Raw genomic sequence first — 26,905 nt, 5'->3', positions numbered from 1 at the left:
AGCAAGAAGTGACCATGCTCACTTTAACCTGAACCCTGCTGAAGAGTCCCGCCGAGGTTCCATCTCACGACACCCAGCAAAAGGAATCCTCACCCAAAGAAGCTGATCGATAATGACTCAGAGCCTGATGGATCACGGTGTGTCATGGTGTTCTGGCACTGCCGTGGCACCACGACTGCCACGTGCTGGATTGTTTTGGTCTGCATGGAGGCCGAGCCCAACCTGCTCCAGAGGCCTTCTCTCTCTGAATGCTACCAAGTCTGCCAGGATTTCGGTGATCGTTCGACTTAAGCGGTTGATGTCATCCACTGATGAGGCATTCCCACCTGCCGCCTTCTTGCGATTGAAACAACGTACGGGCTTTCCCCCGTCGATAACCCAGAGTGAGTGCAATAATTCGTTTCTTCTACTTGCCACGCTTTCTATCCTATCCAAAATACGCCGAAAGTCCTCGCGGTCTTTCTCTTTGTAGATCAGCCACTCCTCGCTGGAGCGTAATTTCTCTACCAGGAGCGTTATCGGCAAGTCCTTCGTCAGAACCAGAGCCGTCCGTATCGCAAGCCCCCATGCTTCCCAGGCAAAACACTCCAATGAGATATGGAGTAAGGAAAAGCGGATGGTCATTTTGCCAAGGGCCTTCTCATAGGGGGCCTCATGGTGTGCTTGTGCCCGTAAATTCTTGTCCAACTCTCGGAACGCGTCAGTAGCAATGCCAGTATCTTTGCTCACCATCCCAATCCTTTCACATTTGCTCCTCAGTCTCGGGTATTTTGTCGAATAGAGAATCCCGTGCCCGAATCGTCAGCAAAGAGTGAGCCACGTCGATGGCGCGGGAAGAGTATGCATTCACACGTATTGTCGTATGTCTGGTAACAAGACGTGCGATGAAGTGGATCATTTGGATACATGTAGAACCCAAATGGATTCATTGTTCCTTACGAGCACCGTCGCCTGATCCAGGCAGTCTTTGTCTAATTGCCTATTGTCACAGGTCCGTCGAGACACATGTGGCAAAATCCCCCACAATGATCGTCTCCAATGATTCTTCCACCATTTTCTGCTGAAAGAGACTCGAATTGCAGTGGCACTCCTCTTGCTGGAGCTCACTCATGTGAATTGCGAGCGTACGGTATGCTCAGAGCATCCGCGGTGCCGTTCGCGGGAAGCGACGATTACGGCTAACACAACGACTGTGTTGATAGTTGAGTGTGATCGAGACATGCCCCGCCTACAGGTCAGTTTCAGCGAGGCGAAGCGATTGGGGGATATGGAAACCCTTGGAGGTGATTAGCTGACTATAATCTGTTAGAGAGGCACTTCGTAGAATAGTATATTAAGGATCAATAATTGTCTGATAGAACCTACTCCTACTTGTGTATGCCTCACAATTCTTGTAGATTCTCCAGCCGCAAACCAATTACCGACAATGGTTCGCTTATGAGCTTGCACGAAGAAGTTAAGCGATTTATGTACGTTTCCGAAGCCCTGCTCAATGAGAGTCTGAAAATAGAGGAACTGTCCAGCCTCGAAGTGGATCTCATTAAGCACTATCTATTCGAGATTGGCAAAAAGTTCCACCCGTCGGAGTCCCTGGAGGTAGGCTGGATACAGTGCGAGCATGACAGCCCAAGCTGGCAAAACCCTGACCAATCGAGATTGTCATGTTCTTCAGGCGGTCTGGGATCTGTTGATGCACAGGGAGATCGGGCACAAGAACTCAAAAAGTGGAATTCCTAAAACATCCTGCAGAGTTGCTGGTTATTACCAAATGATAATATGTGGGGTCTTTAGGACACGCTTAGCCACAGCTTCGTGATATAAGTGCGCGATGTCTACTCACAATCACTCCAAATCAAACCCCAAATCGATTGCCAAAAATAAGAGTCAAAAGAAGTTAGGCATTAGCATTTTTTATGCAAACCCCAAACTCAAACAAGTTCCAGACACCAGCCGCATTCCGTGGTTTCCAAGCTCTCGGCACTGACCACTAGCCAAGCGTCTTATTCTCGCTTCTCGTACGGAGACTGCTTCTAGTCAGGGCTTCGGCACACCCCGCCACTCATCATGGAGTTGAGACTCTTTCAAGGAATGCTGTACTGCCCCGTTTAATTGTGGACAGGTCGTGACTTGTTTTTGACTAACCACGTGGCATAGAAGTCGACCGGCGCTTGCATGTTCAACGCGCTGTGCGGTGCCTCCCATCTGCTCCCGTTTACGTTAGTACCCTAGGATATATCCCAGTGCCTCCTCCCCATTTCGCCTGGGTAGACTAAGCCTCCTGCACATACACAATGAACCTATTGGCCTACGAGAGGAGGTCGCAATCATGTCTATGACGGTTAAGTACTGTCCAACATGTAGTAATAGGTTGTCCTTCGACATCCCAAGGAATGAAGACGAACGAATGTACTACTGGGCAAAACTCCGAAGGCATGGTTCGGTCACTCGGCAGGGAACATGTGATAGTTGTGCGCGGGAGACTAGTGTGACGAGTTATCTGGCTCCAGATTGGGTCACGCAAACTGTATAGAGCATCCAGACCGTGACGGTGAGACTTGCTTACCACAAAGTCTGGGCAGGAAATGCTAGGCCCAGGTCTTTCTATGTAATGCTGCGACATTCACCTTCCCTCCGAGGTATTCGAGCACCATAGCCTCTAGCATTTCATAAAATCCGTCATCCTTGATCGCGAGCTCTACGGCTCCAGTCAACGTGGAATCAGATTCGATAAGGGCACAGAGGGCTCTGCTTCTATGACACCGTGCAAGCTCTAAGATCTCCTTCGCTTGGGCATACTGGGTTAGGGCGCTTCGGTATTCCTCCTTCACGTCCGCATCGAGCATGATGGACTCCTCCCTCGGGTGGGACACCCCCGCACCCTTGGTTAACCGTAGCTGCTTAGATCTAAGGGAGATGCAGGTGCTGGGCCGTGTTTAATGTCATGAGTGTCGGCGAAATAAGCCATAATAACTGTCTAATGAAGCACTGCATAAACAAATTGGCTCCCTAAGTGACGGATTTTGTCCAACCCCTTAACTGCTGGCTTCAAGCCACTTAAAAGTGATTGAGATCACTGATTACTTAAGTAGGAGCTAGTGTTGCAGCTCGTATTGAACCGCGTGCAGCAATGCATCGAGATCCAGGGGCTTCGAAAAGGTCTGCCGAGCCCCGAAGAGCCTGGCTTTCTGGAGTTCGTTTGCAGAGTGGCCGCTCATGGCGATGACCTTCACATTCAAGAACGCCCGGGTCAATTCCAAGATCACCTCCAGGCCATTCATCTCTGGCATCTCCAGATCCGTGATGACTAAATCCACGGCCTGCGCCCGAAACCGTTCGAGTCCCTGCCGGCCATCGGCTGCCTCACAAACCCGATAGCCGGCATCCTCAAGGTTGAGCGCGAGTAAAGTACGAAGTGACGTGTGGTCATCAATGATAAGGATGGTGGGCTGTTTCATGAGCTTGCCCCTCCTTTCATGTCGGAGCTCCTCTGAAAGCAACCAGTCTCCTCAGGCAGCCAGGGGTTCAATCGGATCTGAGTCCCACGGCAGCTCGACAGTCTCATCAATTGTCAGGGCCTCGGGGCTTACAATTCCTGCTGTTACATGGGTCTTGCGGTGCTGCTGTATGACGGCATCATGTCGGTGTCCGCAATTGAAACAGCGCCAGCTGCGACTCCACATCTCGCCATACCCAGCTTCCATATCGATCATGCGCTCTTCCATCATCAACCCCTGACAACGTATACAGCTCATCATCGCCCTCCTGTTGGTGGTCGCATCATCCTTGAGTTAACCGTATCAGGTATAGCGATTAGGGCCAGATTCGAATGAGGTACGTCGAAAGGGGGGTAATAGCGAGCCTGGCAAATAGCAATAGAGCGGAATGCTTATTCGCCATTATGTTTGATGAGATTCATGCCATATTGGGGCCACGTGCCAAAAGAAGACGGGTCATCGACGGAATGCCATGGCCGATCGCAGGGCCCGTGACCAGGAACCTGTGAAACGGAAGTCCCCCACACTAGGAATATTCCCAGGTAACGAAACCTATGCGGAATAAGTATGATATTCGCATGAAATTATGGATGTGTGTACTGGCTACAGCCGTTTTCTTATATAGTGGTGATAGTCAGGGCGGTACGATAGTGCGCGATTTCAGCGGTGACGCGATGCAACGTCATGACAGCCGCATGATGAACTCACCGCTTCAGCGCATCCCACCATTACTGGGATTGTCGTTCTGGCCATATATATCCTACCTTCCAGCTCCTTCCCTCACAGTTGTCAACGTCCAGATCAACCTTCCCGCAGTGGGCCCTCCCCCCCCCATACCGCCTCTCTCTCCGCAGGCCCGGCCGAAATTTTGGATCAACCGATGCGGGACCTTTGTCGAGATTGAGGTGACTCAGGCGACGAACGTAATGGAAGAAGAGCAAGCCCCCTGTTTTCACAAACAATAAAAATCCACACAGCACCAATCCGCAGTTGCAGCGGAACTCCCATGAAGAGGCTAGCAGAGGTTTCTGCAGTACTAAAAACCAAGGTCAATCGCCTGAGGTGGGGTTGTCACCCACGCAATTACCGCTGTTGTTTTCTTATAACGATACATCCTTACTGTACTTGGGCCAGTTTAAATTCAAACTTCGCTTTCAGCTTCTTTTCATATGGTATCAAGTATTTTAGCCTAAGCATTGGTTCCTCCAGTAACACCCACGACCCACACGCAACGACCAGAAGAGTGATCAACCAAAGCATCACGTGGCCATAAAAGCCGATTTGAAATGGCTGCAACGCCGCCGTGATCATACTGGCGACGAGCACATGCCACACATATAGCCCGTAACAACGTCTTCCCACAAATCTCAGGAATGGCGAAGTTAATGCACCGTACCATAGCGTCCTAGTCTTTAGACTAGCTACAAGACAAACGGCAAAACTAGCCGCTAGCAAAGAATATCCGAATACACTGAAAAACCATGGTCTTGTTTGTGGTAATGAGGGACTAAATGGTACCAGTAACGTGAGCACGATCAACCCCAATGCCGGAACCACAAGCCGCTCACATACTCGAAAAGTCTTCTGCCTCCATTCGTGAGAGTTGAGTAACACCGACATAAGGGCACCTGCGGCCAGCGCATCAATTCGGCAAAGTGTAAAAACATAGGTGGCGGGGTAATCAGTGGTCGAAGCCATTACTGCCCTCACGAGCGGCACGAACAATATCAAGCCGATGATCCACCATATCAGCCGAGTAGCGCTTACCATCCGCACGAGCAGTGGCCAAACCAAGTAGAACTGTTCCTCTATGGCTAAACTCCACAAGATCATAAACGCCAACGGTTGCCACCCATATATCGTGATGTGGATGTTTCCGAGGTAGAATACGTACCATGACCACCCGTCAAAGCCAGGCATCATCCGCAGCGGATCATCAAGTAGTGTCAGGCAAAACAGAATCAGCAAGTACATTCCAGCGAGGGGAAAAATCCGTAATGCGCGCCTTCCCCAAAAGACGAATGATGAAGAATCCCGATCCCTTACTCGAATCAGAATAGATGTGATAAGGAACCCGCTAATGACAAAAAAAAGATCTACGCCTATCCAACCGCCAAGACTCATCATGCCAACAAAGCCGAGCATGGACCATGCGGATTGTGCCCCTCCAAATTCCGGAAAGTGCTGAAACAGAAAGGGAGTGTGATACCAGAGAACCAGGAGGATCGCGACACCGCGCAGCCCATCAAGCGTAGGCAAGTAGGCAACGGCTCCGGCATCGCACATTGGCTCTGGATCTGATCTGAGATGTTCCACTATTGTTTTAACGAATGGAGAGGCAGTATTGCTCCAACTGCTGAGCGAACACGAGAAATTGATCTCCTCCCTGTCGGCGATAGTCTTCTTTCGGCACCCCCTCCTGCCGTTCCCGCTGAACCTGTTCGCACGCGCGACGTTCCGCTCGATTGATCTGCGGCTGTAATCGAGCCTGCTCTTCCAACGAACGACCGGCCAGGCTTTCCTGCATACGCTTTAACCCAATATAGTGATCGTAGAGTAGAGGTTCCTTCTGTACAGGTGGCATATCAGCCTCGGCCGCATACAGAATGACTGGGCACAGCAAGAATAACAGTACAACGAGTCTATGCAAGATAGTCCTCATCAGGAAAGTCGAATGCCATGTTGAGCCGGTATTGTATCGATCAGTTTAAAGTCTGTCTGCGTGGAGACAATGGTTTCTCCACGCTGCTCAATTGATCTCTCACCGATGGGCCCCAACCAATTGTCAGCCTGTTCCAAGTAGGTCACTTTATAGGGATCGATGCCCATGATGCGGCAACAGGTCGCATCGACGGCAGGAAGATTGCGCCCCATCACAAGGACACCAGCATGCTTAGGATCTCCCATAATAGGCCCGTCGCCTTCCATTCCTATCACTCCATCGACAATTGCAAAGTGCGGCTTCAACGTTGCGTTGATGTCGAGAATCGAATTCTGTATCCCCTCGTGATGCAAAACGTTCTTGGGCCACCCATAGTATCTCCCCGGCATCACCCCAAAGAGATTTTTCATCGACAGCGTAGCGCCGGTCCAATGATGGGTCTTCATCTTCGCCACGGAGACGATCCAATCGACCTCTTGGAACAATGCAGGAAAAGTCAGGGTTTTCATTGTGGTCTGTCTACCGGCATTCGGTAATGCATACCCGGTGATGTAGTTGAGGTCATGAAACTTAATTCGGTCTTCGGTTAAAACATCAGCCAGGCCGGACTCTTCGTACACGGCCAACGTGTCTCGCCGGTGCCCTGGCCCCTCTGCCACCATCACGGCGGCAGCGCCTAAACGAAGAAATGCCTCGATCGCCCCACGCAGGACCAGCGGATGTGTATTGATATGAGGAGCCTCTGAAGCCGTTTCGACCAGGTTGGGCTTGAGCAGAATCCGCTTTCCTTGGATTTCTGTTTTACGAATTCCCAACTCCACCATCCCAAGAGAAAGAATGCCGGCGATATCGAGCTGATAATGGGCTACTTTAGCCACAAAGGTTTCCGCCTCTTGCGGCAAGCGAAAATACCGTTTTGGAACAACCAGGGTCCCAGCTCCAATGACTAAACCACCCGCTAGAGCCCGCAAGACATCGCGGCGTGTAAGACCCTGGGGTGCTCGATAATCCGTGGGAAGATCCACAAAACTCCTATTTAGTTGAGAGCGACAGCAAGGCCCTTGTTCTTCGCAGTTGAAATGAGCGGACTCCGGCCACCGGTTTCCACAGCCAACCCTCCGAGAACCAGCAGGCAGAGGGCCGAGGTTTCGTACTCCCCGTACCGCTCCTGATTCGCCAAACACCGTTCAATCAGAACCGCAGCATTGGGTGGTGCGTATTGCCAAGCAGCCAATCCAAGCAAGCTCCAACCGAGCGAAATCGGCGTTTGTAATCGTGTCACTTCATGTTGGAGATAGGCCAGGCTGGCACGAACAGCATCACGTTCGACAAGGCCGGCCAAGCCGGCCAGTGCTGCACCGCTGCTTTCCGGCATGGGGCGCAGTTCCGTCCCCAAGACGAGAGCATTTCCATAATTCCAGCCTCCATGGGGCAATTGGCGATCGAGCACCATGCGAACGGCTTCCTTGACACGATCATGCTGCCCGAGTCCCACCGCTCGCAACGCCATCACCCCCATCGCCGTTGGTTCGATCCATGAATGGGTGTCACCAACCCATGGCCACCCCTTGAGCATGGGATCGTGTGCTGACGGCAGATCCGGGGTTCTTGGAAAGTGGCGGCCTGTCGTCTCCAACATAAAGCGGACGGCTCGCTGTTGTGCATCACGGCACGACTCTGTATGTTCCCAGGCCATGATCGCCAAAGCGGTTGGCCAAAATGAAGTGGGATGAGTCGTATCGACACAGAGCCGGCCGTCTGGAAGCTGATCTCGCATCAAGAGATCCCGTGCCTGATCGAGAAGCTGAGTCGGTCCGTCACATGCAGAGAGGGCGAGGATACCCCATGCGGTGGAGTCAACCTGATAGATCCCCCCAGGCTTCCCAGGAAATCCCCCGTCGGCCAGCACACGACCTAACAGGGCTACTTGACCGTCCGCTCGTAAGGGCGAATCCACCAGTTATAACGCTCCAACCTCGCAGGACATCTACTTGCCGAGCAAGAGAGGAAACAGCTCTTTGATCATCCGAATAGCAGCAGGCCCGATCGTGACGATAAACATGCTGGGGAAAATGAAGCACACGAGGGGGAACAAGAGCTTGACGGGCAACTTCGCCGCCATTTCCTCAGCCTTAAGCCGGCGCGTCGTCCGCATCGAATCGGCATGGACACGAAGCGCCTGGCCGATGCTGGTCCCAAACCGATCCGTCTGCACAAGCATCGCAACGAGATTTCTAACCTCCTCAATGTCCGTCCGCTTGGCGAGATTGCGCAGTGCAACCTGGCGTTGCACCCCGGTTCTCAATTCCTGCGAGAGCACATTCAATTCATCCGCGAGGACCGGATGGGCCTGACTCACCTCTTGCCCCACACGGGCGATCGCTTGATCCAATCCCAGGCCAGCCTCCACGCACACAACCATCAAATCCAAGGCATCAGGGATAGCCCGTTGGAGAGTATCCTGCCGTTCGGCGATCACACGCTTCAGCCAGAACGATGGAGCATAGTACCCGCACGCAGCCAAGGAGACATAATAAAACAGCATGGTGGTGGTAGTGGGAAAGCCGAGGAGCTTCACGGGAACCATCGTGAACAAGGTAACAAGTACAACGGCCAACAGTAGTTTCGCCCCGACAAAGAAGATCGGGGCTTTTCTCCCCCGATATCCGGCCGTGACCAACAGCTGGCGGGTCGCTTTGACCTCTTCCACATCCGATGGCTGATTCCATTTCGCAAACCATTCGAGTAATGCTTGAAGTTGCGCCTGCATCGTCTCGAGAAGAGTCGCTGAAGGATTCCCTTCGTCAAGACCATGCGTCTGCCCCTCCGTGCGTCGGCGCCAGACCTCGACGGTCTCTCGTCGTTCTATGAACACATACAGAGCCGATCCCAACAGCATAATCGCGAGAAATGCACAGAACGCTGCGACAAGCGGAAGTTCCATGTGTAACTCCTTAGACCTTGATATCAACCATGCGTTTCATGACCACTGCGCCAAGAATCATCATGATACTTCCGAAAGTCGCAAGGTTTTGACCCATGGGATCGGCAAACAACACCTTCATATACTCGGGATTTATCTTGAAAAGCGCGATCCCAATGACAATAGGCAGTCCCAAGAGAATCGCGGCAGACATGCGCCCCTCGGCAGAAAGAGCTTTGACACGCAGCTGCAACTCAAACCGCTGCCTGATCAAAGAAGCCAGCGAATCAATGATCTCAGCCAGATTTCCACCAGTCTCTCGCTGAACCAGGACAGAGGTGATGAAAAACCGGAGATCGACGCTGTCTAGCCGATGGGTCATGTTCTCAAGGGCTTGAGGCAGCGCCACCCCCATCGACACCTCATCGAATACTCGCCTAAACTCTTTCCCAATGGGATTTGCCGCCTCTTCTCCCACCATTTTGAGTCCCACCGAAAACGCATGACCCGCCCGCAAGGCCCGTGAGACAAGTTCGAGGGCCTCAGGGAGCTGGCGTTCGAACCGGGCAAGTCGCTGGCTTTTCTGCCAAACCAGATAGAAATAGGGAATCGAACCCAATAGGGCTGCGGTCATGACGGCAAGGATGAACTTTTGCACCATCGACATCACCACGACGAATCCACCCAGCGCAAGGACCCCCGCTGTGAGGATGAACACCCCGAGTGGCGTCTGGCAATCCGCCTGTTGGTGAAGCACTTTCAGGACTTGCAGCTTTTTGACCCGTTTGAGCAGATCGTTAAACCAGGGGATCTCGCTCATTGTGTCTTTGCGCACAATGTCGGAAGAGCCCGCCTCGATCGGGGCAGACCAGTCCTGCATCCGCTCAATTGCGCGGTCGGCTCCCCGTGGCGCGACCACCCGGTAGGTCAGCCTGCAGGCGTACATGAAGAGGAGGATCGTGCCAAAGATACCGAGTCCAATCAGTGCAGTTAACATTCGTACACCTTCATTGGATCAAAGATCGTGGCCGGAAGCACAATGCCCTTGGCGGCCAATCGTTCCGCAAACTTCGGTCGCACACCTGTCGCCTTAAATCGACCCTTGACCTTCTGGTTTTCGTCAAGACCGGTCTGCTGAAAGACAAACAATTCCTGGAGCGTGATGAGGTCGCCCTCCATCCCGACAATTTCCTGGATGCTGACCACCTTCCTTGTCCCATCTGACAAACGGGCAATCTGAATAATCACGTCCAGTGCCGATGAGATATAATGCCGCATTGCCTTTGGCGCCAGGTTGAACCCAGCCATGGACACCAACGTTTCGAGTCTTGTGAGGGCATCTCGGCAGGAGTTGGCATGTACAGTCGTCAACGATCCGTCATGACCTGTATTCATGGCCTGCAACATGTCCAAACTCTCGGCACCACGAACCTCGCCCACGATGATGCGGTCAGGACGCATCCGGAGGGCGTTCTTCACAAGCTCACGCTGCGCAATTTCACCCTTTCCTTCAATGTTTGCCGGACGCGTTTCCAATCGCACGACGTGCTCCTGCCGCAACTGCAGCTCGGCCGCATCTTCAATCGTCACAATCCGCTCGGTATTCGGGATGAATCCGGACAAGATGTTCAGCATCGTCGTCTTGCCTGTGCCCGTACCACCGGAGATGAGTACGTTCAGGCGCGCCTGAACGATCCCCTTCAATAACTCGCCGATTTCAGGGGTCAGCGACCGCTTCTCAGTCAAATGGTGCAACTGTAACGGATCCTTGCTGAACTTCCTGATCGAGAGCGACGGCCCGTCGATGGCCAATGGAGGAATGATCGCATTCACGCGAGACCCATCGGCCAATCGTGCATCCACCATCGGCACGGACTCATCGATTCGACGCCCGATTCGGGAGACGATTTTCTCGATGATCTTCCTCAGATGCGCATCGTCTTTAAACCGAACCGGCGTCAGCTCGAGACGCCCGGACCGTTCGACAAACACCTGTTTACTTCCATTGACAAGGATGTCGTTGATCGTGGGATCCGACAAGAGCGGCTCTAACGGCCCCAAGCCAAGCACCTCATGCAATACGTCCTGCGTAACTTGAGCTCGTTCTCTCTGATTCAACGGAACGGATTCTTGTTGCAGCAGTTGCTCGATCAATTTGGTCAACTGTTCGGTCACCACATGCTGTGACATCGTACCGATCGCGTTCATGTCGAGCAGTTCGATCACACGTTGATGAAGGCGATCCTTCAGTTCCTGATAGTGAGTACCCTGTTCAGCTCCATTCACCAATCTTGCAGATAACATGGTGCCTCCTGATCCTCTTTCGCGTTCACCTACATCAAGGCTTCACGACTTATACGGCAGACGGTTTACGCCTCATATCCAGACTGAGGCTTGGAAAGTACCGCCCCAACAACGACTGGCTCTTCGCCTGTCCCTTTGGGGAGGATCCCGCAGCATCCTCGTGACTGCCGATTAGTCGTCCGACCTCGCGTAGATACCATTGTCCAATGAGGGTCTTTGAGGCCACCACCGTCAGCGGTTTCCCATGCTGAAGTGCCTCACTGGCCGATCCATAGTCATTCGGGATGAGTCCGGTGATCGGGAACTTCAACATGGCCTCTGTTTCCTCGAGAAGATCCTTCTGGTCATTTTCATAGCGGTTCATGACGAGGGCAACCTTGCCGGCGGGATGCCGTGCTTCAGCCAGAACGTCCAATAACCGCTTGGTCCGTCGGACTGCCGGGAGCGTCAATGTCGTCACCACGAGGACTTGATCGGCACTATCCAGCACCTCTCGAATCGATGGGTCGAGGATGTGCCCGCAGTCCACGAATACATGCCGGTGGAAGGATCGGAGAAGCGCCAGGACCCGCATCATGTTTCCAGGAGCTGACTTCCACTCCTCATAGGCATCACAGCCTGAGGCGAGAAAGTACACCCCGGATGAGTGCCGCACCAACGTGCTCCGGATGATGGTTTCATCCAGGCGTGAAATGTCTCTCGTCAGATGCGCCACACCTTGAGCAGCAGGCAGGTCCAGAAACAGACCCAGCTCTCCACCCTGCACGTCCAGATCCACCAAGGCGACTGGTTCATGTCGTTGGACCTGTTGGACCGAGACGGCTAAATTGGTGGCCACAGTACTTACCCCCACCCCGCCTCTGACGCCGAAGACGGCCACGACTTTACCGGCCTCCATCTCCATACCTGATGTCTTAGAGGCGAATCGCTCCTCGAACCGCACCAGAGCTGGTTCGACATCCTGTGTTGTAAGCGGCTGCGGCAGGAACTCTTTGACCCCGACGCGGAAGGCTTCCAGCAACAACTGCGGATCCATGTGCGAGGCAGTCAAAAAGATCTCAAGATCCGGGGTCATACTGAGAAGTTGGCGAACACGATCGAATGTGTGCTGGGGGCGAAATTCGTCCAGCTCAAGCAACAACATATCGGCGACACCGGTGCCCTGCCCCTTGGTAATCAAGTAGTGGCGCCGGCGCGAGGCGATGTCTTCAAACGTCCGCCGGACCTCTTCGTTCCGACAATCGATCGAGACTGCAATCAGTCGGGCCATGTGCGATGCACTCCTGGGTTGAATGCCAGCTGACGATTACTGGACGAGACCGGGAATCGTTGCACTCACTCCGTAGGCAGGACCGCCTCCGGTCGTATTCCCTTCGAAGATGTTGCACAGCACCGTCGCATTGATCGAAAAGTTTGGCGCGCCCTGGACACTTGTGACTCTGGCCTCGGCAAATCCCACAACAGGAAGGGCGCCCGAATTTTGATTTGACGCGCAGTTCGGAGAGTTATAGACGGGAACGAACACGTCCCAATTGCCGTTGGAATCTTTCTTTGCGTTGTAGAGCTGTTGCAATTTCGGAAACACCGAGGCCAGATTGCCGTTGGTAAAATTTAACGTGTTTCCCGGAGACACTCCTGGAGCCTGGTAGGTGTCGAGACGCAAGCCGTCGACGATATTCTTCAGCGTGTTCGCGTTCGATGGACTTTCGTTGAAGGTGGTCCACGCAGCGCAGGCTTGCGGGGTTCCGTCATTAGGATAGAACTTGATCACATCGCCACACCCATATGTGTTGAAATAAAACGTGGAAATCCCGAACGGCGCATCCAGCTGCCCCGGCGCCACTGCACCGACAGGCGAGAGATCGGCAGTCGCGGACGCGCTGACGTTGACACTGTTCAATCCGACGACATGTGCGAGAAATGTGCTGATGGGACCGTTCGCTGCTCCATCACGTCTCGCCGTGACACGGACGGAGTGCGGTTGAGCCCCCGTAGGAGCAAAAGTCAACGTTGTGGAGTTCCATTTTCCAATGGCAATATCCCCTGCGCTAATGGAAAGGGATACACCGGCCGCTTTATTTGCCGCTCCAACGGATTGCACCGCAGCCACGATTGCCGCCTGGTCCCCACCGGTTAATGTATAGGTCTGCTGTGCGGCGGTAGTCATGCCTTGATATAGGGCGCCCAGCCTCCGAGTTCCAGCCAAGGCGCCGGCATCCGCCGCGTTCTGCAACTCGTTTCTTGCCACAAGCGCATGGCCGATATCGATCGCGGCCGCCGCAGAAGCCAACAAGACCAGGAGTAAAATCGCGGTCATCGCAGCCACCGCCCCCTGTTCGTTCTTGAGTGAGGCCCTGGGCCGTTTGTGCCAGTGCTTACTCATGGGTCATCACCACCTGTGTATTAATGATGAGGGGATTGGGAATTCCAATGACCGCTGGAAGATAAGGAACTAAAAAATTATATTGATACACCACGCTCACGGTGAGGGCAGCCGGATAGGCCAATTGTGCACCGACTGGAGTAAAGGTCACACTGGCCGGGCTGATTCCGGTCCCCGTCAGATAGTTGTTTGCAATTGCCGTAATCGTCGCACCGCTAGGCTTGGTGGTCGCTGGCGCTCTCGCCACAATGCCGGCCCTCGCCCCTTCCCGTGCCGCGTTCGTGACGATCTCGCGGCCGTACATCATCCTGCCGAATTCGATAATGCCGAACAGAATCATGAGGAACACTGGCAGCAGCAGCGCAAATTCCACTGCGACGATCCCCCGCTCACTCAATATTCGCTTGGTGCTTGTCATACGACGACCATGATCCTATTAACGGGTCTGGATACCGCTTGTCACAACCGAACGGCCCAAATCGATATCGGGTTTTTCAAATGACTTTCGATATGCTCCCATGGCGGTGGCATTGGCCTTTCCATCCAGCCCCTCAACGGGCGCGAGATCTTCACCCGCCGTTGGGTTCATGATCTGGCCGGCGCGCATCTGTTGATAGGCCGTGCCCCAATTCGGACTGATCGTCGTCGGCGCACAGGCCCCGATCATCACACTGGCGGTCATCGTCAACATTGTCACGAGTCGTGTCATGGTTCTCTCCTTCTTCATTTCAATCTATCGTGATGAGGCCTGTCATTACGGCATCAGATGCCCGACGCGACCCTCCATCGCAGTGCCCATGCTGATGCGGTTGGATAGCATTTCAGCCGCAGGCGACCGCTGACCTGCCTTGCCGCCATGGCCGCTCTTTTCGGGAAATCCCATCAAGTAGTACTCGAAGTCGTTCGGTTCCACATAGTAGTCAGTGGGCAGCGTCTGTGCATTCATATCGAGCGGCTTGACCAAATGGGGAGTCACAATGATCACCAATTCTGTCTCATTCTTCTGGAATGAACTGCTGCGGAACAGGGCACCGAGAATTGGCAGTTCGCCTAGGAACGGAACCTTTTTCATCGACTCCCTGACGTTGTCGCGCAACAACCCCCCGATGGCAAAGCTCTGTCCATCGGCCAATTCGATCGTGGTCGTCGCCCGCCTCGTGGTAATAGCGGGGACAATAAAGCCTTGCAGCCGGAGGGCGTTGGAGAAGTCCAGCTCTGAGACCTCAGGCGCCACGTTGAGGCTGATGTGCTTGCTGTTCAAGACATTCGGCGTAAAGACCAATCCGACACCGAATTTCTTAAACTGGACGGTGATCAAACCGAAGGCTTGCGGCACCGGAATTGGGAATTCTCCCCCGGCCAGAAACGCGGCTTCCTGTCCGCTCAACGCCACCAACGTCGGTTTGGCCAACACTTTCAGCGCATTTTCTTCTTTGAGCGCATCCACAAATCCCGTCCACGAGGTACTCGCGGCGTTGAATCCAAACGCGCCCTGGATCAATTGCGTCGCCTCGAGGGTCGCGGTAGCTGTCTGACCGATGGGATGAGACAGAGTGGCAAGCCTTGTCAGGTTGCCCAAAATGGAGAGGCCAAAGTAGTCGTTCCCGAAGCCGGTAAAATTCAACCCGAGCCGTTTGATCAACTCTCGGCTCATCTCGGCCACGCGGACTTCCAACATGACTTGCTGCACGCCGCCCACTTGCATGGCATTCACGACCTTCTTCGGAGCATAGGCCTCCGCCATGCTCAAGGCGAGGTTCAAGTTGTTGGTATTGGAGGCCGTGCCCAAGAGCGTAATGTGGTCGTGATCAGACGTAACCAGAATGCCGTGTTCATCCGGCAAGGTCTTATGCAGATTCTCTTTGAGGCGCGTCACATCCGGGGCGATCACCACGTCATACATGCCCATCATCTTGCCGCTCTCGTTCCAGAGCGTCACGTTCGTCACCCCTGTGGTCTTTCCCGTCACATAGATCTGGGTGGGCGAGAGGACCACCGTATCCGCCACCTCGGGATTGGCCAATGAGGCTCGTTTGATCGCTACGGGCAGGTCCAACACCTTTGACTTGCCCACGGTCAATTCAAGTTTTTGGACGTCGCGATTCTCTCCGGCACCCTGAACCGGAGCTTCCCCAAACGCCTGGGACCCGGCCAAGATCGTGACGGCACAGCTCAGAATCGTGATCGCATTTCGTAATCTCATCGTCATATTCCTCCCGCCTTCTTGCCAACTGCCCGACACGTTAGAACTTCACCGAATTCACCGACGTCCCCTTGATCACTTCAATCGTAACCGTCTGGACATCAGGATGCCCCTTGCTTCCAGGCGGCTCGGGATAGATCTTGAGAAAATTCAGGACTTTCTTTGGGGCATAAGCTTCAGCCACCGCCAGAATCTGACTGAGACGCGCCTCGCTCGACACAGTCCCGAACAGCGTCACATGGTCATGCGCACCCCTCATGCGAATATTGGTTTCATCTGGCAGCAATTCGGCCAATTGCTGTTTGAATCGGACAAGATCCACCCCGACGTCTAGGTCAAGTATAGCAAGCACTTGGTCATCCTTCCCCCACAGGGTCAGATTGGTCGTGCCGTATCCCTTGCCGGTCACATAAATCTGCTTTGGGCTCAGTACCATCGCGTCGGCAATATGCGGATCCGCCAGGGACGCCCGCTTGATGGGCACGGGCATGGTGACCACCGTCGACTTGCCCACCACCAGGCTGAGCTGCTGAGAATCTTTTGAGAAGGATACCAGCTGGATGTCGCTACTCTTTGCCATGGCAGTCAATGGCCCTGCCAGCAGCATCCCGCCGCAGACCAGAGCCACTACCCACCGTCCATGAACGCGTGATCGATCCTGTCTAAGCAACATTGCGCGCCTCCCTCAATCTCTAAAACATTATTTCCTTACGGACATCACCCTTGATGATCTCGACCCGAAAACCGCCTTCGCCGTTATCAGTCACAGCCGCCTTGGGACGATATGAACTTAACAACGATCCGACCTTTGCCCCTTTGGTCATCACTTTTTCGCTGTTGAGGGAATTCCGAAGTGCCAGCCGCAATTTCCCCTGGGTCGACGCCAATGCCAGCTTCTCCGCGTCGTCTACGTCCACTTCGACCGTGATGACTTGCACCTGCACCGGCTCTTCGTCTTTCCCCTTCCGTTCCATCTGCGTGCCGGCGGCCAATACCTTCACATTCTCTAAAATCGTCTTGGACACAGTCTGCTCCGGTTTCCCTGGAACCAGTTCAATGGTCACCATGACATCGACTCGATCAGCCGGCTTGATAAACCCGGCAACTCCGATCACATCATCGACCTTCACTGACATGGCCCGCATATTCACATCGGTCACGGCTGCAACTCCTCCGCTCGTCCCGACGGGAGCCAATTTCGATTCCATGAGCAGCTCATTCCGCTTCACATTCGCCAGGAGCACCCGGTCTTTGACCGCCTCGACGGTTGTAAAGTGTCCTTCCGGAATCACACCGGGTGGCACCTCCTGCAGCATGACCATCTCGGGTGTGAGCTTAGTTCCCCACGCGATATCGGCATTGGCCATCACCACTTGGATATTCGCACTCGTAGGCAATGGAGCGGCCATCAACCGGTTCTTCTCGTTTTGGAGCCAGGAAAATACGAGAACACTCGTGATGATGCCGAAGACGACCGACAATCCGAAAAACGCCAGAGGCCGATACCGTTTCATTGCCCATCCTCCTCTTCAATCCCACCCATGTGATTTCTGGTTTGTGCCCTGTTCATAGGTTACTCTCGCGCATGGGACCAACGAGTAGTTACTTGGTCAACCCTAGCGCAGTCCCGCGCTATGCCTACCCCCCAAACGGTCGGACCCCCCCGAGAAACAGTAGGGTACCAACGGCGATCGCCAGTCCATACCGCAATTTAAACGGCAACTGTAACTCCCTCACCCCAGTCGCTCCGCCGGTCATCACCGTTCCGTAGGTCGCACACGCTAATTTCCTGGATGTTGCGGTGAGCCCCCATTGATAGCCCATGGCACCCAACGCATAGACACCACCCACCATCATGGAGAGCGCAACAACGGAGAGGACAGCAGAGGGACCGAGCATCGCACCAATCGCCGCCATTAATTTCACATCTCCTGCTCCAAGCGCCTTACTGAGATACAGCAGGAAGAACAGTCCCGTTCCCAGGCCAAGGCCGGCCAAGCTGGATAGGGCACCGGTTAGACCACCGATCCAGGCCTGAATGAGAATGCCAAGGCCCATTGCCGGAAAGGTGAGCCAGTTCGGAATGCGGGATGATCGAAGATCCGTCACGATCGCCGTGCCGAGCACTGTAACCAACAAGAGGATAATGATCGATAGTTCCAAGGTCATGCCTCCGCGGTCGTCCTCACTTGCCAAACTCTCTTCACGCCTTCACGTCTCGCCGGCTCAAGTGTCTTGCCGGAGACCGGCTGGCCCACGCATGGGCCAACCGCCCCGAAGCCGCATAGGTGCACTTAGCTCGCAACAATGCCTGCGGCATTGGTGAGAGACGTGCCGATGGCGTTACCTAACAACGTGGTACCGGCAACCATTCCGAGCGCGATCAACCCCAGCAGGATGGCATATTCCGCTGCAGAGGCGCCTTCTTCTTCCTTCACAAACTGACGAATGACGTTCAACATGGGTAATCCCTTTCTTAGATTTTTAAGATTGAATCTAATGCAGCCAGGACAGTTTTTATGACTTGCCGCTCCTTCGCGTGCGACCAGTGGCGTCTCTCAGAACTGTTTTCACCTCCTTTTTCTTGCTCGTCTGTTCACAGCCAAGTCAGCATGTCATTGGTCCAGTACATAGCAAGTGGCTGGCCAGATCTGGTGTCTCTCCAAACTTGATGATTTTTCAGCACACGCCCGTTGACTTCACATCACCTGCGGCACGCGCGCCTCAGACTAAGATTGCCAAACAGCCTGAAACTAGGGCTTCGGCGCCGCAGTGCACGGATTCAGCTGGGACCGCTGCCCTGATCGTAATCAGAAAAATGGTTTTGTTTGACCAATGGTCAGGCTCGCGGCATGCTGACTCTGTACACTCACAACTCACACCAGAGGAGCTGGCAGTGATGATATCTCGACAACCTCGAAGACTATGGCTCTCGATGGGGCTCGTGGTCGGAACCTCGGCGTTAACCGCTTGCGGGTGGGCCAAAGATCAGATCACTTCAGCTACTGATATGGCGGAATATCGCAAGCTCGTGGATGAGCAGAAGAAGCAACAAGAACACTTGGCTGAGGCAACTTCCACGACTCCTGAACTGACGGCGGAAGAGCATGAACGCAAGGGAGATCTCGATGCGCAAACTCGGAATTATCTGCTGGCGAGTTTACACTACGACAAAGCGTTAAAGGCCGATCCCACCCGTAACTCAGTCCGCCTCAAGCTAGGACAGACGCTTTTACAACAGGGCTTGCTCGATCAAGCCCTGACGCAGTTTCAAGACCTACAGACGCGTGAGCCCAATTCTGCGCAGGTTTACGAGGGCGTCGGGCAGATCTACTTGCGCCAGGGTAAGTTGGCAGAATCCGAGAAGGCTTTAACGAAGGCCATCATGCTTGATCCATCGAGCTGGCAATCTCATAACTTACTCGGCCTCTTGTATGACCAGAAAAAACTCCATATCGATGCCATTACGTCCTATCATGCAGCTCTAATCTATCGACCGCGCGAACCGAGCGTGTTGAATAATCTTGGTCTCGCTTATGCCCTGAGCGGCAATTACGAATCTGCCATCGAGGCTTATGAGCAGGCCATTGCAGCCGGTTCTAACTCTGCTAAGCTCTTTAATAACTTGGGCATCGCCTATACCCATCGTCGCCGGTTTGTCGATGCACTCAATACCTTCAAAAAAGCGACGGATGAACCACGCGCCTATAACAACCTCGGCGTCGCCCTCCTCGGGGTCGGCCACACCAAGAAAGCCGTCGTCTGCTTCGAGAAGGCCATCGAACTCAGTCCGCAATACTATGAGAAGGCTTCGGAGAATCTTCGGCTTGCCCGTCAAGCAGTCCCTAACGCCGCTAATGGAACGGCTGCATCGAATGCGTCCGAGGTGGGCTCCTGTCCATAGGGTGGCATCCTATGGCCTTGATCGCCCATTTGATCGAAGGTCTTCGATATTTGATTCCAACACCTGCTGCAGTTCCCTTCTTCGTGTTGGGTTCAAGCCATAGATCTGACATTCAGACATGCTTCCTCTCCGGATAAGCCAACCCCTTGCGACGAGATCATTGAGAGCTTTTCTCACACCCATTCGATCGACAGTAACGCCGTGCGCGCGAAGCCACCAGTGCTCGATCCCCTCAGCCGTATCCTTCGCGTCTGGATGCGATTGGAGATACCAGAGTAGGAGCCGCACCACACTGTTGCTAGTTGGATACTGATCCGGACTTTCCACAGTCGCTGGTCAACAGCAAACCCGATGCCGAGCGAAACTCTCACGGATCACCGTGAAATGTTTATTGATACGCGGCCTGATCATTTCGGCTGCGGCGATCACTCCTCAGGCAACGCACGGCTACCCATCAACACTATGCCGCAGAAAAAATACGACGATCGAGACCGTGTTTATGGAGCAACCGTTGGAAGGCACGGCGCTCTTTTTGCGCCGCTCGTGCAGCCTTGGAAATATTCCCCTGGTGCTCGGTAAGAATCTGACTCAGATATGTCCGCTCGAACTCATCGATCATCTTCGCCTTCATAGCCTGAAAGCCGCACTTATCGATGATTATCCGCTCTGGCACATATATCGCGGCTGATCCAGACGGTTTATAATCAGGCAAGTCAAGGTCCGAAACTTCAAGTGCATCGCCCTTCGCCATCGCTGTTGCGCGGTGTATTACGCTCTGCAACTCCCTTACATTACCCGGCCATGCATAGTTCATCAGCTTCGTAATGGCATCGGCAGATAGTTGAACATCGCCCTTTGCAAATTCACCAACGGCGCGCTTCAGAAACTGTCTGGCCAACTCGGGAATATCTTCCCTTCTGTCACGCAGCGGAGGAAGCACCAGGGATAACACATTCAATCGATAGAACAAATCTTCGCGGAATTGGCGGGCTTCAACCAAATACCGCAAATCTGTGTTTGTGGCGGCCACGATTTTCACATCGACCACTCGACTTTTTGTGGAGCCCAGCGGTCTGAATTCCTGATCCTGAAGCACACGCAAGAGTTTGCTCTGAGCCACCATATTGAGGCTATTGATCTCGTCGAGGAACAAGGTCCCTCCATCCGCCTCGTAAAACAGCCCATGTTTTTCGACGAGTGCGCCAGTGAACGCACCCTTGCTGTGACCGAACAACTCGTTTTCCACCAGATAATCCGGCAAGGCCGCACAATTCACGGGCACGAATGGTTTTCCTCTCCGCTCACTCGAATAATGAACCGCGCGAGCAAACAATTCCTTTCCTGTCCCTGTCTCCCCTGAGATCAATACTGTCGACTTGGACCTGCTTACGAGCGGAATCATGCTTTTGACACGAAGAAAACACCTGCTGTTCCCGATCAGAGTTTCATCCCATTTAAGCATACTAAGGTCGTCTCCTTGCGTCAGCGCTCTTCGGCAGTGTCATGCATTGCTTCCTTTTCATCCTTCCTTGATTAACACTTGTCCCGGTTAGGTTTGTGTACCCTATTGGAACGTCGCCTCTTTGGTTTTCTGTTCAATACGACCCATGTGACCGAGGCTAGAACGGATCCGGTCTTCTGCCCATACCAAGCTGGGAGGGGGCCGCATATACGGACAGGGTACTGCTTTGGAAGGGGAAACCTACCTTACTCTTGAATTACGAAAACACGAACCCACGCTCCCAAAGGCTTTGACCGTAGTGCTGCAACCCAGCTCCTATCGCAGCGTTGGTTGGACAGTGATAAGACCCCCGTGGCAATAGGAGGCCCCACACAGAGCGTGCCGACCACCATCAGCCATGTGAGTGTGGTCATGCTGCATTAACTCGGTTCTGGTTCTCAGGAATTGCTGGATTTCTAATCGTGTATTGCTACCTTGAAAAGATCATCCACGAGGTAATAGTGAAAATCTCATCACTAGCTGGAATAGTAGGCGGCATCGGAGGTCTGTCTATACTCCTGTTCATAACAGGACATTTCAATTCAACGGTACCCTTCCAGAAGCCCTCGGTTTCCAAAGACAGAGCACAGGTGGTTGCCACAATCGGAACACGTTCTATCACGCTGACGGAAATTGAACAGGCTGTCGCTCTTCCTCTGTACCAGGTAGAAGCGCAGCGGGCCAAGCTGCTGAATGAGTCGGTACAACACCTCATCGAAGAGGAGCTACTTGCGGCCGAAGCCGCCAGAGTGGGCATATCCATTCCTGTTCTCATTGAGGAAGCAGGCGAATCTGAAACAATCGTCAAACTCGCCAATCTGCCTGGCCCAATTCGACGTAATAAGCAGACCACCGAGGATGTATCCAGAATTCGCCAAGCACTGTTGGTTCAATTACGACGAAATACCAAGATCCATGTGAATCTTCCTCAACCAGAACTACCTGTGCTGAATGTCAGTGCCGATGACGATCCTTGGATTGGTGCCGCCGAAGCTCCAGTAACGATCATCGAGTTTTCTGACTTTGAGTGTCCCTATTGCAGACGTAGCGTACCCATTCTCAAAGAACTCTTAGTCAAGTATCCAAACAAATTGAAGTTGGTCTACCGCGATTTCCCAGGCCCGAATCATCGGCAGGCTCAGCTTGCTGCTCAAGCAGCCCAGTGTGCCGCCGAGCAGAACCGATTTTGGGAATATCATGACGCTTTGTTCACTCGACCGGCCTCGGTAGTCGGCTGGAATTTCTCCGCTCTCGCTGAAGAGTTGGGACTGCATCAGACATCGTTCGACGCTTGCATGAAGGAAAACCGCTATCGCGATGAGGTATTAAAGGACCTTCGAGAAGGGCTGAAACTCGGAGTGACCAGTACCCCGACCTTTTTTATTAACGGGCGCCCATTAATCGGCGCAAGACCGTTATCTGATTTTCAGGCAATGATCGACTCACTTCTGAGCAAGTAATCTTAATCATAGGAAGGGTTCGCTGCTCAAAACATCATGAATTACATTAAGTTTATGCGCCAAATCATCAACAAGGCAGTTCGGGATGGAAAAGTTGAGAAAAACCTCCTTCGCCGGTACGATCCTTCCCGAGGTATCGACTGAGCAAACCAGATTTCTGACCTGGGAGGAAGAATCTGCCTTGCTGGACAAGCTGGCTCATCCATATGGATCCTGAGCGAAGTTGGCCAACGTAGACTTAGACCGAGGTAAACTGACTTTGCCACCGACAAAGGCCGGCAAGGTGCAGTACTCCCATTTTAATGAAGAAGCCATAGCGATATTGAGATGGTTCCAACAGTGGCAGCAATGGAAGTGGGTCTTTCCCTCTGAGAATCCAGCTATATGGATGGATCAGCCTAACCTCTGTTCGCGAGTCTTTGTTCCCTCTCAAGCTTGAGGTGTGACCTGGCACTCTTTACGACATACCTTTCCGAGGGCCCATCGCCGTATTGCTACGGCACAGTAGCACAGGTCTGGTGCGTCGCTATGCTCACCACTCCCCACCCACGTGAAGACCGCGACTGAGACAGTGGCTAGCTTCGGTAAGCCTATTCCCGCTCACCCTGAGCCGAGCCACACCAAGCTGGAAGAGGCTGTGGATCCAATTGGAACCGTGACAGTGGAGACTGCTGTGAACGGGAAAGTTCTCGAACTTATTGAAAAGGTTGGACCGGGCGATGGGATTTGCCCAACACAACTAGCTCGGGAAGCGGATTACCCCAGAAACACCAGTATACTCTATGATACTCAGGATCACGGCAGACGCAAGCCTATCAAGGGGTTTGTGTGCTGCCGTTGTCTCCTGTGTCATCCTATGTTATGCCCTAACCGTGACTCTTCTCGGATTCCAACCGTGACAGAAACCGTGACGGGAAAGATCCCCGCCGCCCTTTCGTCGTTGGCGGGGGTGCAACATGGGTCCTCTACGACTAGCCATGTATTCACGGCGATCCTGCTCCCCCAACGACCCCCGGGTCTTCTTAATGGGAAATCGCGCAAAAAAGGAAACCCCGCGTTTAAGCACCCCCCAACCCGTCATTGACGCAGAGGGATCAATCCTGTTCGGCTGTGAAAAGGATTAACACATTTACTAACTCTCACGATGAGTAAGTCCGACTGGGATTTGTTCGTTGTGATGACCAGCAGCAACGGTATCAAGATGTATGCGCGAAATCTCCAACCTACCGCCGCTATGCTGGGATTCAACAAGCTTAAAAACATAATTAGTTTTTGCCGTAGCTGCATTTTCCCCTGAGCGACGAGGTCCTTCCAGTTTAGAGGTGATCGAAGTTGATTTACTAAGGGAGCGGCCAAGTAACCAGTGTGTCAGAGTGACACACATCCAAATATTTTTGGCCCAAGGTGTTAAATGACTTGACTATAGAAATTCTCCGGCGTATTTAACCCTCCCAGAGAAAATCCTAATACACCTTACCTTTTCCCGGTGCGTGTCCACCCGAAAGAATGCTGCAGTACAGACTTATGTGGCTGGAAACAGTCAACTGGGTTAAGGAAGTGCATAAACAATTACTGGTTCCGACGTCGGAAGAGAAACTTGGAAGGCAAGTGACAGAATGGCATACCGTAATAAGCCGCAAGTACTAAATGTCGTGATTTGCTGTGATAGAGGGCTCTGTCAGGAACCACCACAATGTATCTCTGGCGATGATGAGATATAGGCGTGCGCATCGACGAGGGTGAAGAAGCTGCGGCGTCCACCCTTGAATACATTTTGATTCTAAGTGAATCAATTCGATTCATGCGCCGGGATAATTATCGATCCAGGGAAAAATACAAACGTCGAAATTGTCATCGTTTGTATGTGCCCCCACCATGGCTCGTTCTTTGCCTCTGTAGTGACGAATCCTAGTCATTAATAGGTAATTTAATTTAAGCAAGGTCGAGTTCTTGGTAAATATAATCTACAAGATTGTAACCAACGTCGCTGTTGGGTAGCTAAGTGAATATTGCAAGTAGATCATTGACATAACCAGGGAGACGCATCATGAACCTCGTGAATGTGATCGGTTGGAAAGCATGCCTCGCCGGGATCTTAGGGCTCATGCTGTGTGTGTCCGGCAACGAGATGGCGCAGGCCACGACGGGAGTCGGGCCCTATGTGGTTCCGCAGGTGCTCGACGCGGATGATAATCCCAACAACGGCATCGAGACGTGGATTGTGGCAAGCGAGGCATCCGTCCAAATCGGCAATGGGGTGGGGGCGAACAACGCGATGACCTTTAAGAGCTGTTCGAATGCTGCCTTAACCACTTGTACACCGCCTGGCATACCCGGTCCGGAATTTCGGCTCAGGGTGGGAGACAAAGTCATCGTGCATTACGTGAATAAACTCACGCCTTCAGATTCGGATCCAGAGGCTAAGTCGGGTATTCACTGGCACGGCATTGAGTTAAACAATCAAAGTGACGGCTCGGAACTGACACAGGCTGCGGTGGACCCAGAGGGTACATTCGATTATAAGTTCATCGTAAGCCGGCCGGGGATCTTCTGGTACCACCCGCATCACCGCTCGTCGACCAATCAAGTGGCCAAAGGACTCTACGGGTCGATCATTATTGAAGACAATCGGGGGGAGGCTCCGGGGTATGAGCAACGGCTCCGAAATCTGGGCGTGATCCCTTCGGCAGAGCAAACCAAGACGTTGGTGATCAGTGACATCACGGTATGCGGGTCTGGCCTCAATGGGAGCAATCCAGCCACATTTGACGGCAATCTGCCACACGTCAGCGGCATTCAATCGTGGCAGATCAACTACCAAAACCATCCGTTGACTCAGTCCCCGCTCATCCTCTGCGAAACGGATCCGCTTGATGCCAATGGAGTGTATACGCCGAATTTATACGGTGCCGGAGACATTCCGAACATTCAATCTCCCGGGTTGACTGGTCGTATGAGTGAAGGGTTTACGGTCCTGACCAATGGCGTCACTGTTGGCGCGAGGGCCGGAACGCCTGCGGCGCCGGGCGCGCTTGCAGCTGGGGCGGTGACACTTCCTGTCCAGGCAGGTCAGGGGCTGCGGTTGCAGATCGTGAATCCCTCGCCGGTCCGCTATGTTCGCCTTCTTTTGACGGACAACTCGGGGAAGCAAATTGACCTCGTTCGAATCGGTGGAGAGGGAGGATTCCTCAACAATGCCCTTGTTGAGGGGGGCAGTTCTGGTAAATTTGTTACACATTATGAGCTCGGCGAGATTCTGCTCCCGCCTGCAAGTCGTGCGGATGTGGTGGCGAATATTCCGGGTAACGCCGCCCAAAATTCCGTCCTCACCCTGTGGACCGAGGATTACCAGCGAGTGGAAGCCACATACTCGTGGCTGCCGACGGTGCCGGTGATGCATCTGAAGGTGGCCGGTCATGCGGCCCCTCAACCCAACATCGCGAACGGTACGGCACTGCTTGCGAGTTTCGGGGCGCAAGCGATGGTCAAGGTTCTCGGTGGACCAATGACTGATCTTGTCCTTGATGCCGGAGAAAAAGGGTCGCTGGATAAGGACATCAAGTTTACGTTCACTACTAACACTGGTGCTTTTGAAGCATCGGTGGAGGGTATCCCGATGCCGCGTGAATTCACAGGCTTTGGCGCAGATGGTATGGGCAACTTCGGCAGCGGCAATCCTTTTTATCTGGAATCAGCCCGGCATGCAATCATCGGCAATACGCTGGAGCTAACGATGACCAATACGACGGGGGCTCACCATCCGTTTCATTTGCACGGGTTTTCAGTGCAGCCGATCAAGCTGACCCCACGAGCAGGCATAAGCGGGCCCTCATACAACTTTCCTAAGGAGTTTCGGGACGTCGTGGATGTGCCTGGGAATTACACGCTCACCTTCCGATTCTCCATGGACGATCGCAAAAAAAACGATCTGTTGTCGGACCTGGGCGCCTTAGGTCGGTGGATGTTCCATTGTCACATTCTTCCTCATGCCACGTTCGGGATGAGGTCAGAGCTTCACGTCCACCCGACGCACTGACGCTGGATCGCCATGCGTGAACATAGATGAAACAC

At 53.3% G+C, this 26,905-nt stretch carries 25 protein-coding genes; 3 read left to right on the top strand and 22 right to left on the bottom strand.

Going from position 1 to position 26,905, the window contains the following annotated elements; translation table 11 throughout:
• Positions 1 to 132: 132 nt before the first annotated feature.
• From H8K03_01315 to H8K03_01220, 20 genes are all read right to left on the bottom strand, one after another.
• Complete coding sequence (locus H8K03_01315; GenBank protein ID UVT20590.1) at positions 133 to 732, bottom strand: hypothetical protein; 600 nt, start codon at positions 730 to 732, stop codon at positions 133 to 135.
• 1,853 nt (positions 733 to 2,585) lie between these two features.
• Positions 2,586 to 2,843: a hypothetical protein gene (locus tag H8K03_01310; GenBank protein ID UVT20589.1), complete on the bottom strand. Its 258-nt coding sequence runs from the start codon at positions 2,841 to 2,843 to the stop codon at positions 2,586 to 2,588.
• Between the two features lie 249 nt (positions 2,844 to 3,092).
• Complete coding sequence (locus H8K03_01305) at positions 3,093 to 3,455, bottom strand: response regulator (GenBank protein UVT20588.1); 363 nt, start codon at positions 3,453 to 3,455, stop codon at positions 3,093 to 3,095.
• Positions 3,456 to 3,506: 51 nt separating this feature from the next.
• Positions 3,507 to 3,755, bottom strand: coding sequence for a hypothetical protein (locus tag H8K03_01300; GenBank protein ID UVT20587.1), 249 nt, complete (start codon positions 3,753 to 3,755; stop codon positions 3,507 to 3,509).
• Between the two features lie 855 nt (positions 3,756 to 4,610).
• On the bottom strand, positions 4,611 to 5,780 hold the full coding sequence (locus tag H8K03_01295; protein ID UVT20586.1) for an acyltransferase: 1,170 nt from the start codon (positions 5,778 to 5,780) through the stop codon (positions 4,611 to 4,613).
• A 37-nt stretch (positions 5,781 to 5,817) separates the two neighbouring features.
• Positions 5,818 to 6,078, bottom strand: a complete 261-nt coding sequence (locus tag H8K03_01290) for a hypothetical protein (GenBank protein UVT20585.1) — start codon at positions 6,076 to 6,078, stop codon at positions 5,818 to 5,820.
• Between the two features lie 77 nt (positions 6,079 to 6,155).
• The gene (locus H8K03_01285; GenBank protein UVT20584.1) at positions 6,156 to 7,181 is read right to left on the bottom strand and encodes a DUF362 domain-containing protein; all 1,026 of its coding nucleotides are present in this window, start codon (positions 7,179 to 7,181) and stop codon (positions 6,156 to 6,158) included.
• An 11-nt stretch (positions 7,182 to 7,192) separates the two neighbouring features.
• Positions 7,193 to 8,113 (bottom strand): terpene cyclase/mutase family protein, encoded by a 921-nt coding sequence (locus tag H8K03_01280; protein ID UVT20583.1) that lies wholly within the window; start codon positions 8,111 to 8,113, stop codon positions 7,193 to 7,195.
• Positions 8,114 to 8,143: 30 nt separating this feature from the next.
• Entirely contained in the window at positions 8,144 to 9,100 is a 957-nt protein-coding gene (locus H8K03_01275) for a type II secretion system F family protein (protein UVT20582.1), read from the bottom strand.
• A gap of 10 nt (positions 9,101 to 9,110) precedes the next feature.
• On the bottom strand, positions 9,111 to 10,076 hold the full coding sequence (locus H8K03_01270; GenBank protein UVT20581.1) for a type II secretion system F family protein: 966 nt from the start codon (positions 10,074 to 10,076) through the stop codon (positions 9,111 to 9,113).
• Positions 10,070 to 11,383, bottom strand: coding sequence for a CpaF family protein (locus H8K03_01265; protein ID UVT20580.1), 1,314 nt, complete (start codon positions 11,381 to 11,383; stop codon positions 10,070 to 10,072). Before H8K03_01265 ends, H8K03_01270 begins: the two co-directional genes overlap by 7 nt.
• A 49-nt stretch (positions 11,384 to 11,432) precedes the next feature.
• Entirely contained in the window at positions 11,433 to 12,653 is a 1,221-nt protein-coding gene (locus H8K03_01260; protein UVT20579.1) for a P-loop NTPase, read from the bottom strand.
• Between the two features lie 36 nt (positions 12,654 to 12,689).
• A complete protein-coding gene (locus tag H8K03_01255; GenBank protein UVT20578.1) occupies positions 12,690 to 13,766 on the bottom strand; it encodes a hypothetical protein in 1,077 nt (358 codons plus the stop codon).
• Positions 13,759 to 14,184 carry a pilus assembly protein gene (locus H8K03_01250; GenBank protein ID UVT20577.1) on the bottom strand — a complete coding sequence of 142 codons (426 nt, stop codon included), beginning with the start codon at positions 14,182 to 14,184 and terminating at the stop codon, positions 13,759 to 13,761. Before H8K03_01250 ends, H8K03_01255 begins: the two co-directional genes overlap by 8 nt.
• Before the next feature lie 18 nt (positions 14,185 to 14,202).
• Positions 14,203 to 14,475, bottom strand: coding sequence for a hypothetical protein (locus tag H8K03_01245; GenBank protein ID UVT20576.1), 273 nt, complete (start codon positions 14,473 to 14,475; stop codon positions 14,203 to 14,205).
• Positions 14,476 to 14,520: 45 nt separating this feature from the next.
• Positions 14,521 to 15,975: a type II and III secretion system protein family protein gene (locus H8K03_01240; GenBank protein ID UVT20575.1), complete on the bottom strand. Its 1,455-nt coding sequence runs from the start codon at positions 15,973 to 15,975 to the stop codon at positions 14,521 to 14,523.
• A gap of 34 nt (positions 15,976 to 16,009) precedes the next feature.
• Positions 16,010 to 16,642 carry a pilus assembly protein N-terminal domain-containing protein gene (locus tag H8K03_01235; GenBank protein ID UVT20574.1) on the bottom strand — a complete coding sequence of 211 codons (633 nt, stop codon included), beginning with the start codon at positions 16,640 to 16,642 and terminating at the stop codon, positions 16,010 to 16,012.
• A 19-nt stretch (positions 16,643 to 16,661) separates the two neighbouring features.
• On the bottom strand, positions 16,662 to 17,483 hold the full coding sequence (gene cpaB, locus H8K03_01230) for a Flp pilus assembly protein CpaB (protein UVT20573.1): 822 nt from the start codon (positions 17,481 to 17,483) through the stop codon (positions 16,662 to 16,664).
• Positions 17,484 to 17,607: 124 nt separating this feature from the next.
• Positions 17,608 to 18,138, bottom strand: a complete 531-nt coding sequence (locus tag H8K03_01225) for a prepilin peptidase (protein UVT20572.1) — start codon at positions 18,136 to 18,138, stop codon at positions 17,608 to 17,610.
• Between the two features lie 125 nt (positions 18,139 to 18,263).
• Positions 18,264 to 18,431, bottom strand: a complete 168-nt coding sequence (locus H8K03_01220; protein ID UVT20571.1) for a Flp family type IVb pilin — start codon at positions 18,429 to 18,431, stop codon at positions 18,264 to 18,266.
• Positions 18,432 to 18,868: 437 nt separating this feature from the next.
• On the opposite strand from H8K03_01220, the gene H8K03_01215 reads away from it, so the two are divergent.
• Complete coding sequence (locus tag H8K03_01215; GenBank protein UVT20570.1) at positions 18,869 to 19,873, top strand: tetratricopeptide repeat protein; 1,005 nt, start codon at positions 18,869 to 18,871, stop codon at positions 19,871 to 19,873.
• A 9-nt stretch (positions 19,874 to 19,882) separates the two neighbouring features.
• On the opposite strand, the gene H8K03_01210 is transcribed toward H8K03_01215, so the two are convergent.
• A complete protein-coding gene (locus H8K03_01210) occupies positions 19,883 to 20,200 on the bottom strand; it encodes a GntR family transcriptional regulator (GenBank protein ID UVT20569.1) in 318 nt (105 codons plus the stop codon).
• Between the two features lie 133 nt (positions 20,201 to 20,333).
• Positions 20,334 to 21,335 carry a sigma-54-dependent Fis family transcriptional regulator gene (locus H8K03_01205; protein UVT20568.1) on the bottom strand — a complete coding sequence of 334 codons (1,002 nt, stop codon included), beginning with the start codon at positions 21,333 to 21,335 and terminating at the stop codon, positions 20,334 to 20,336.
• Positions 21,336 to 21,835: 500 nt separating this feature from the next.
• Here H8K03_01205 and H8K03_01200 point away from each other — a divergent pair, with 500 nt between their 5' ends.
• Together H8K03_01200 and H8K03_01195 are read left to right on the top strand one after the other, a co-directional pair.
• A complete protein-coding gene (locus tag H8K03_01200; GenBank protein ID UVT20567.1) occupies positions 21,836 to 22,834 on the top strand; it encodes a DsbA family protein in 999 nt (332 codons plus the stop codon).
• A gap of 2,047 nt (positions 22,835 to 24,881) precedes the next feature.
• The gene (locus H8K03_01195) at positions 24,882 to 26,870 is read left to right on the top strand and encodes a multicopper oxidase domain-containing protein (protein ID UVT20566.1); all 1,989 of its coding nucleotides are present in this window, start codon (positions 24,882 to 24,884) and stop codon (positions 26,868 to 26,870) included.
• Positions 26,871 to 26,905: the final 35 nt, after the last annotated feature.

This window comes from Nitrospira sp., assembly GCA_024760545.1.
GTDB lineage: Bacteria > Nitrospirota > Nitrospiria > Nitrospirales > Nitrospiraceae > Nitrospira_D.
Note: the sequence above shows the minus strand (reverse complement) of the source record. Positions and strands in the feature narration are given on the sequence as shown.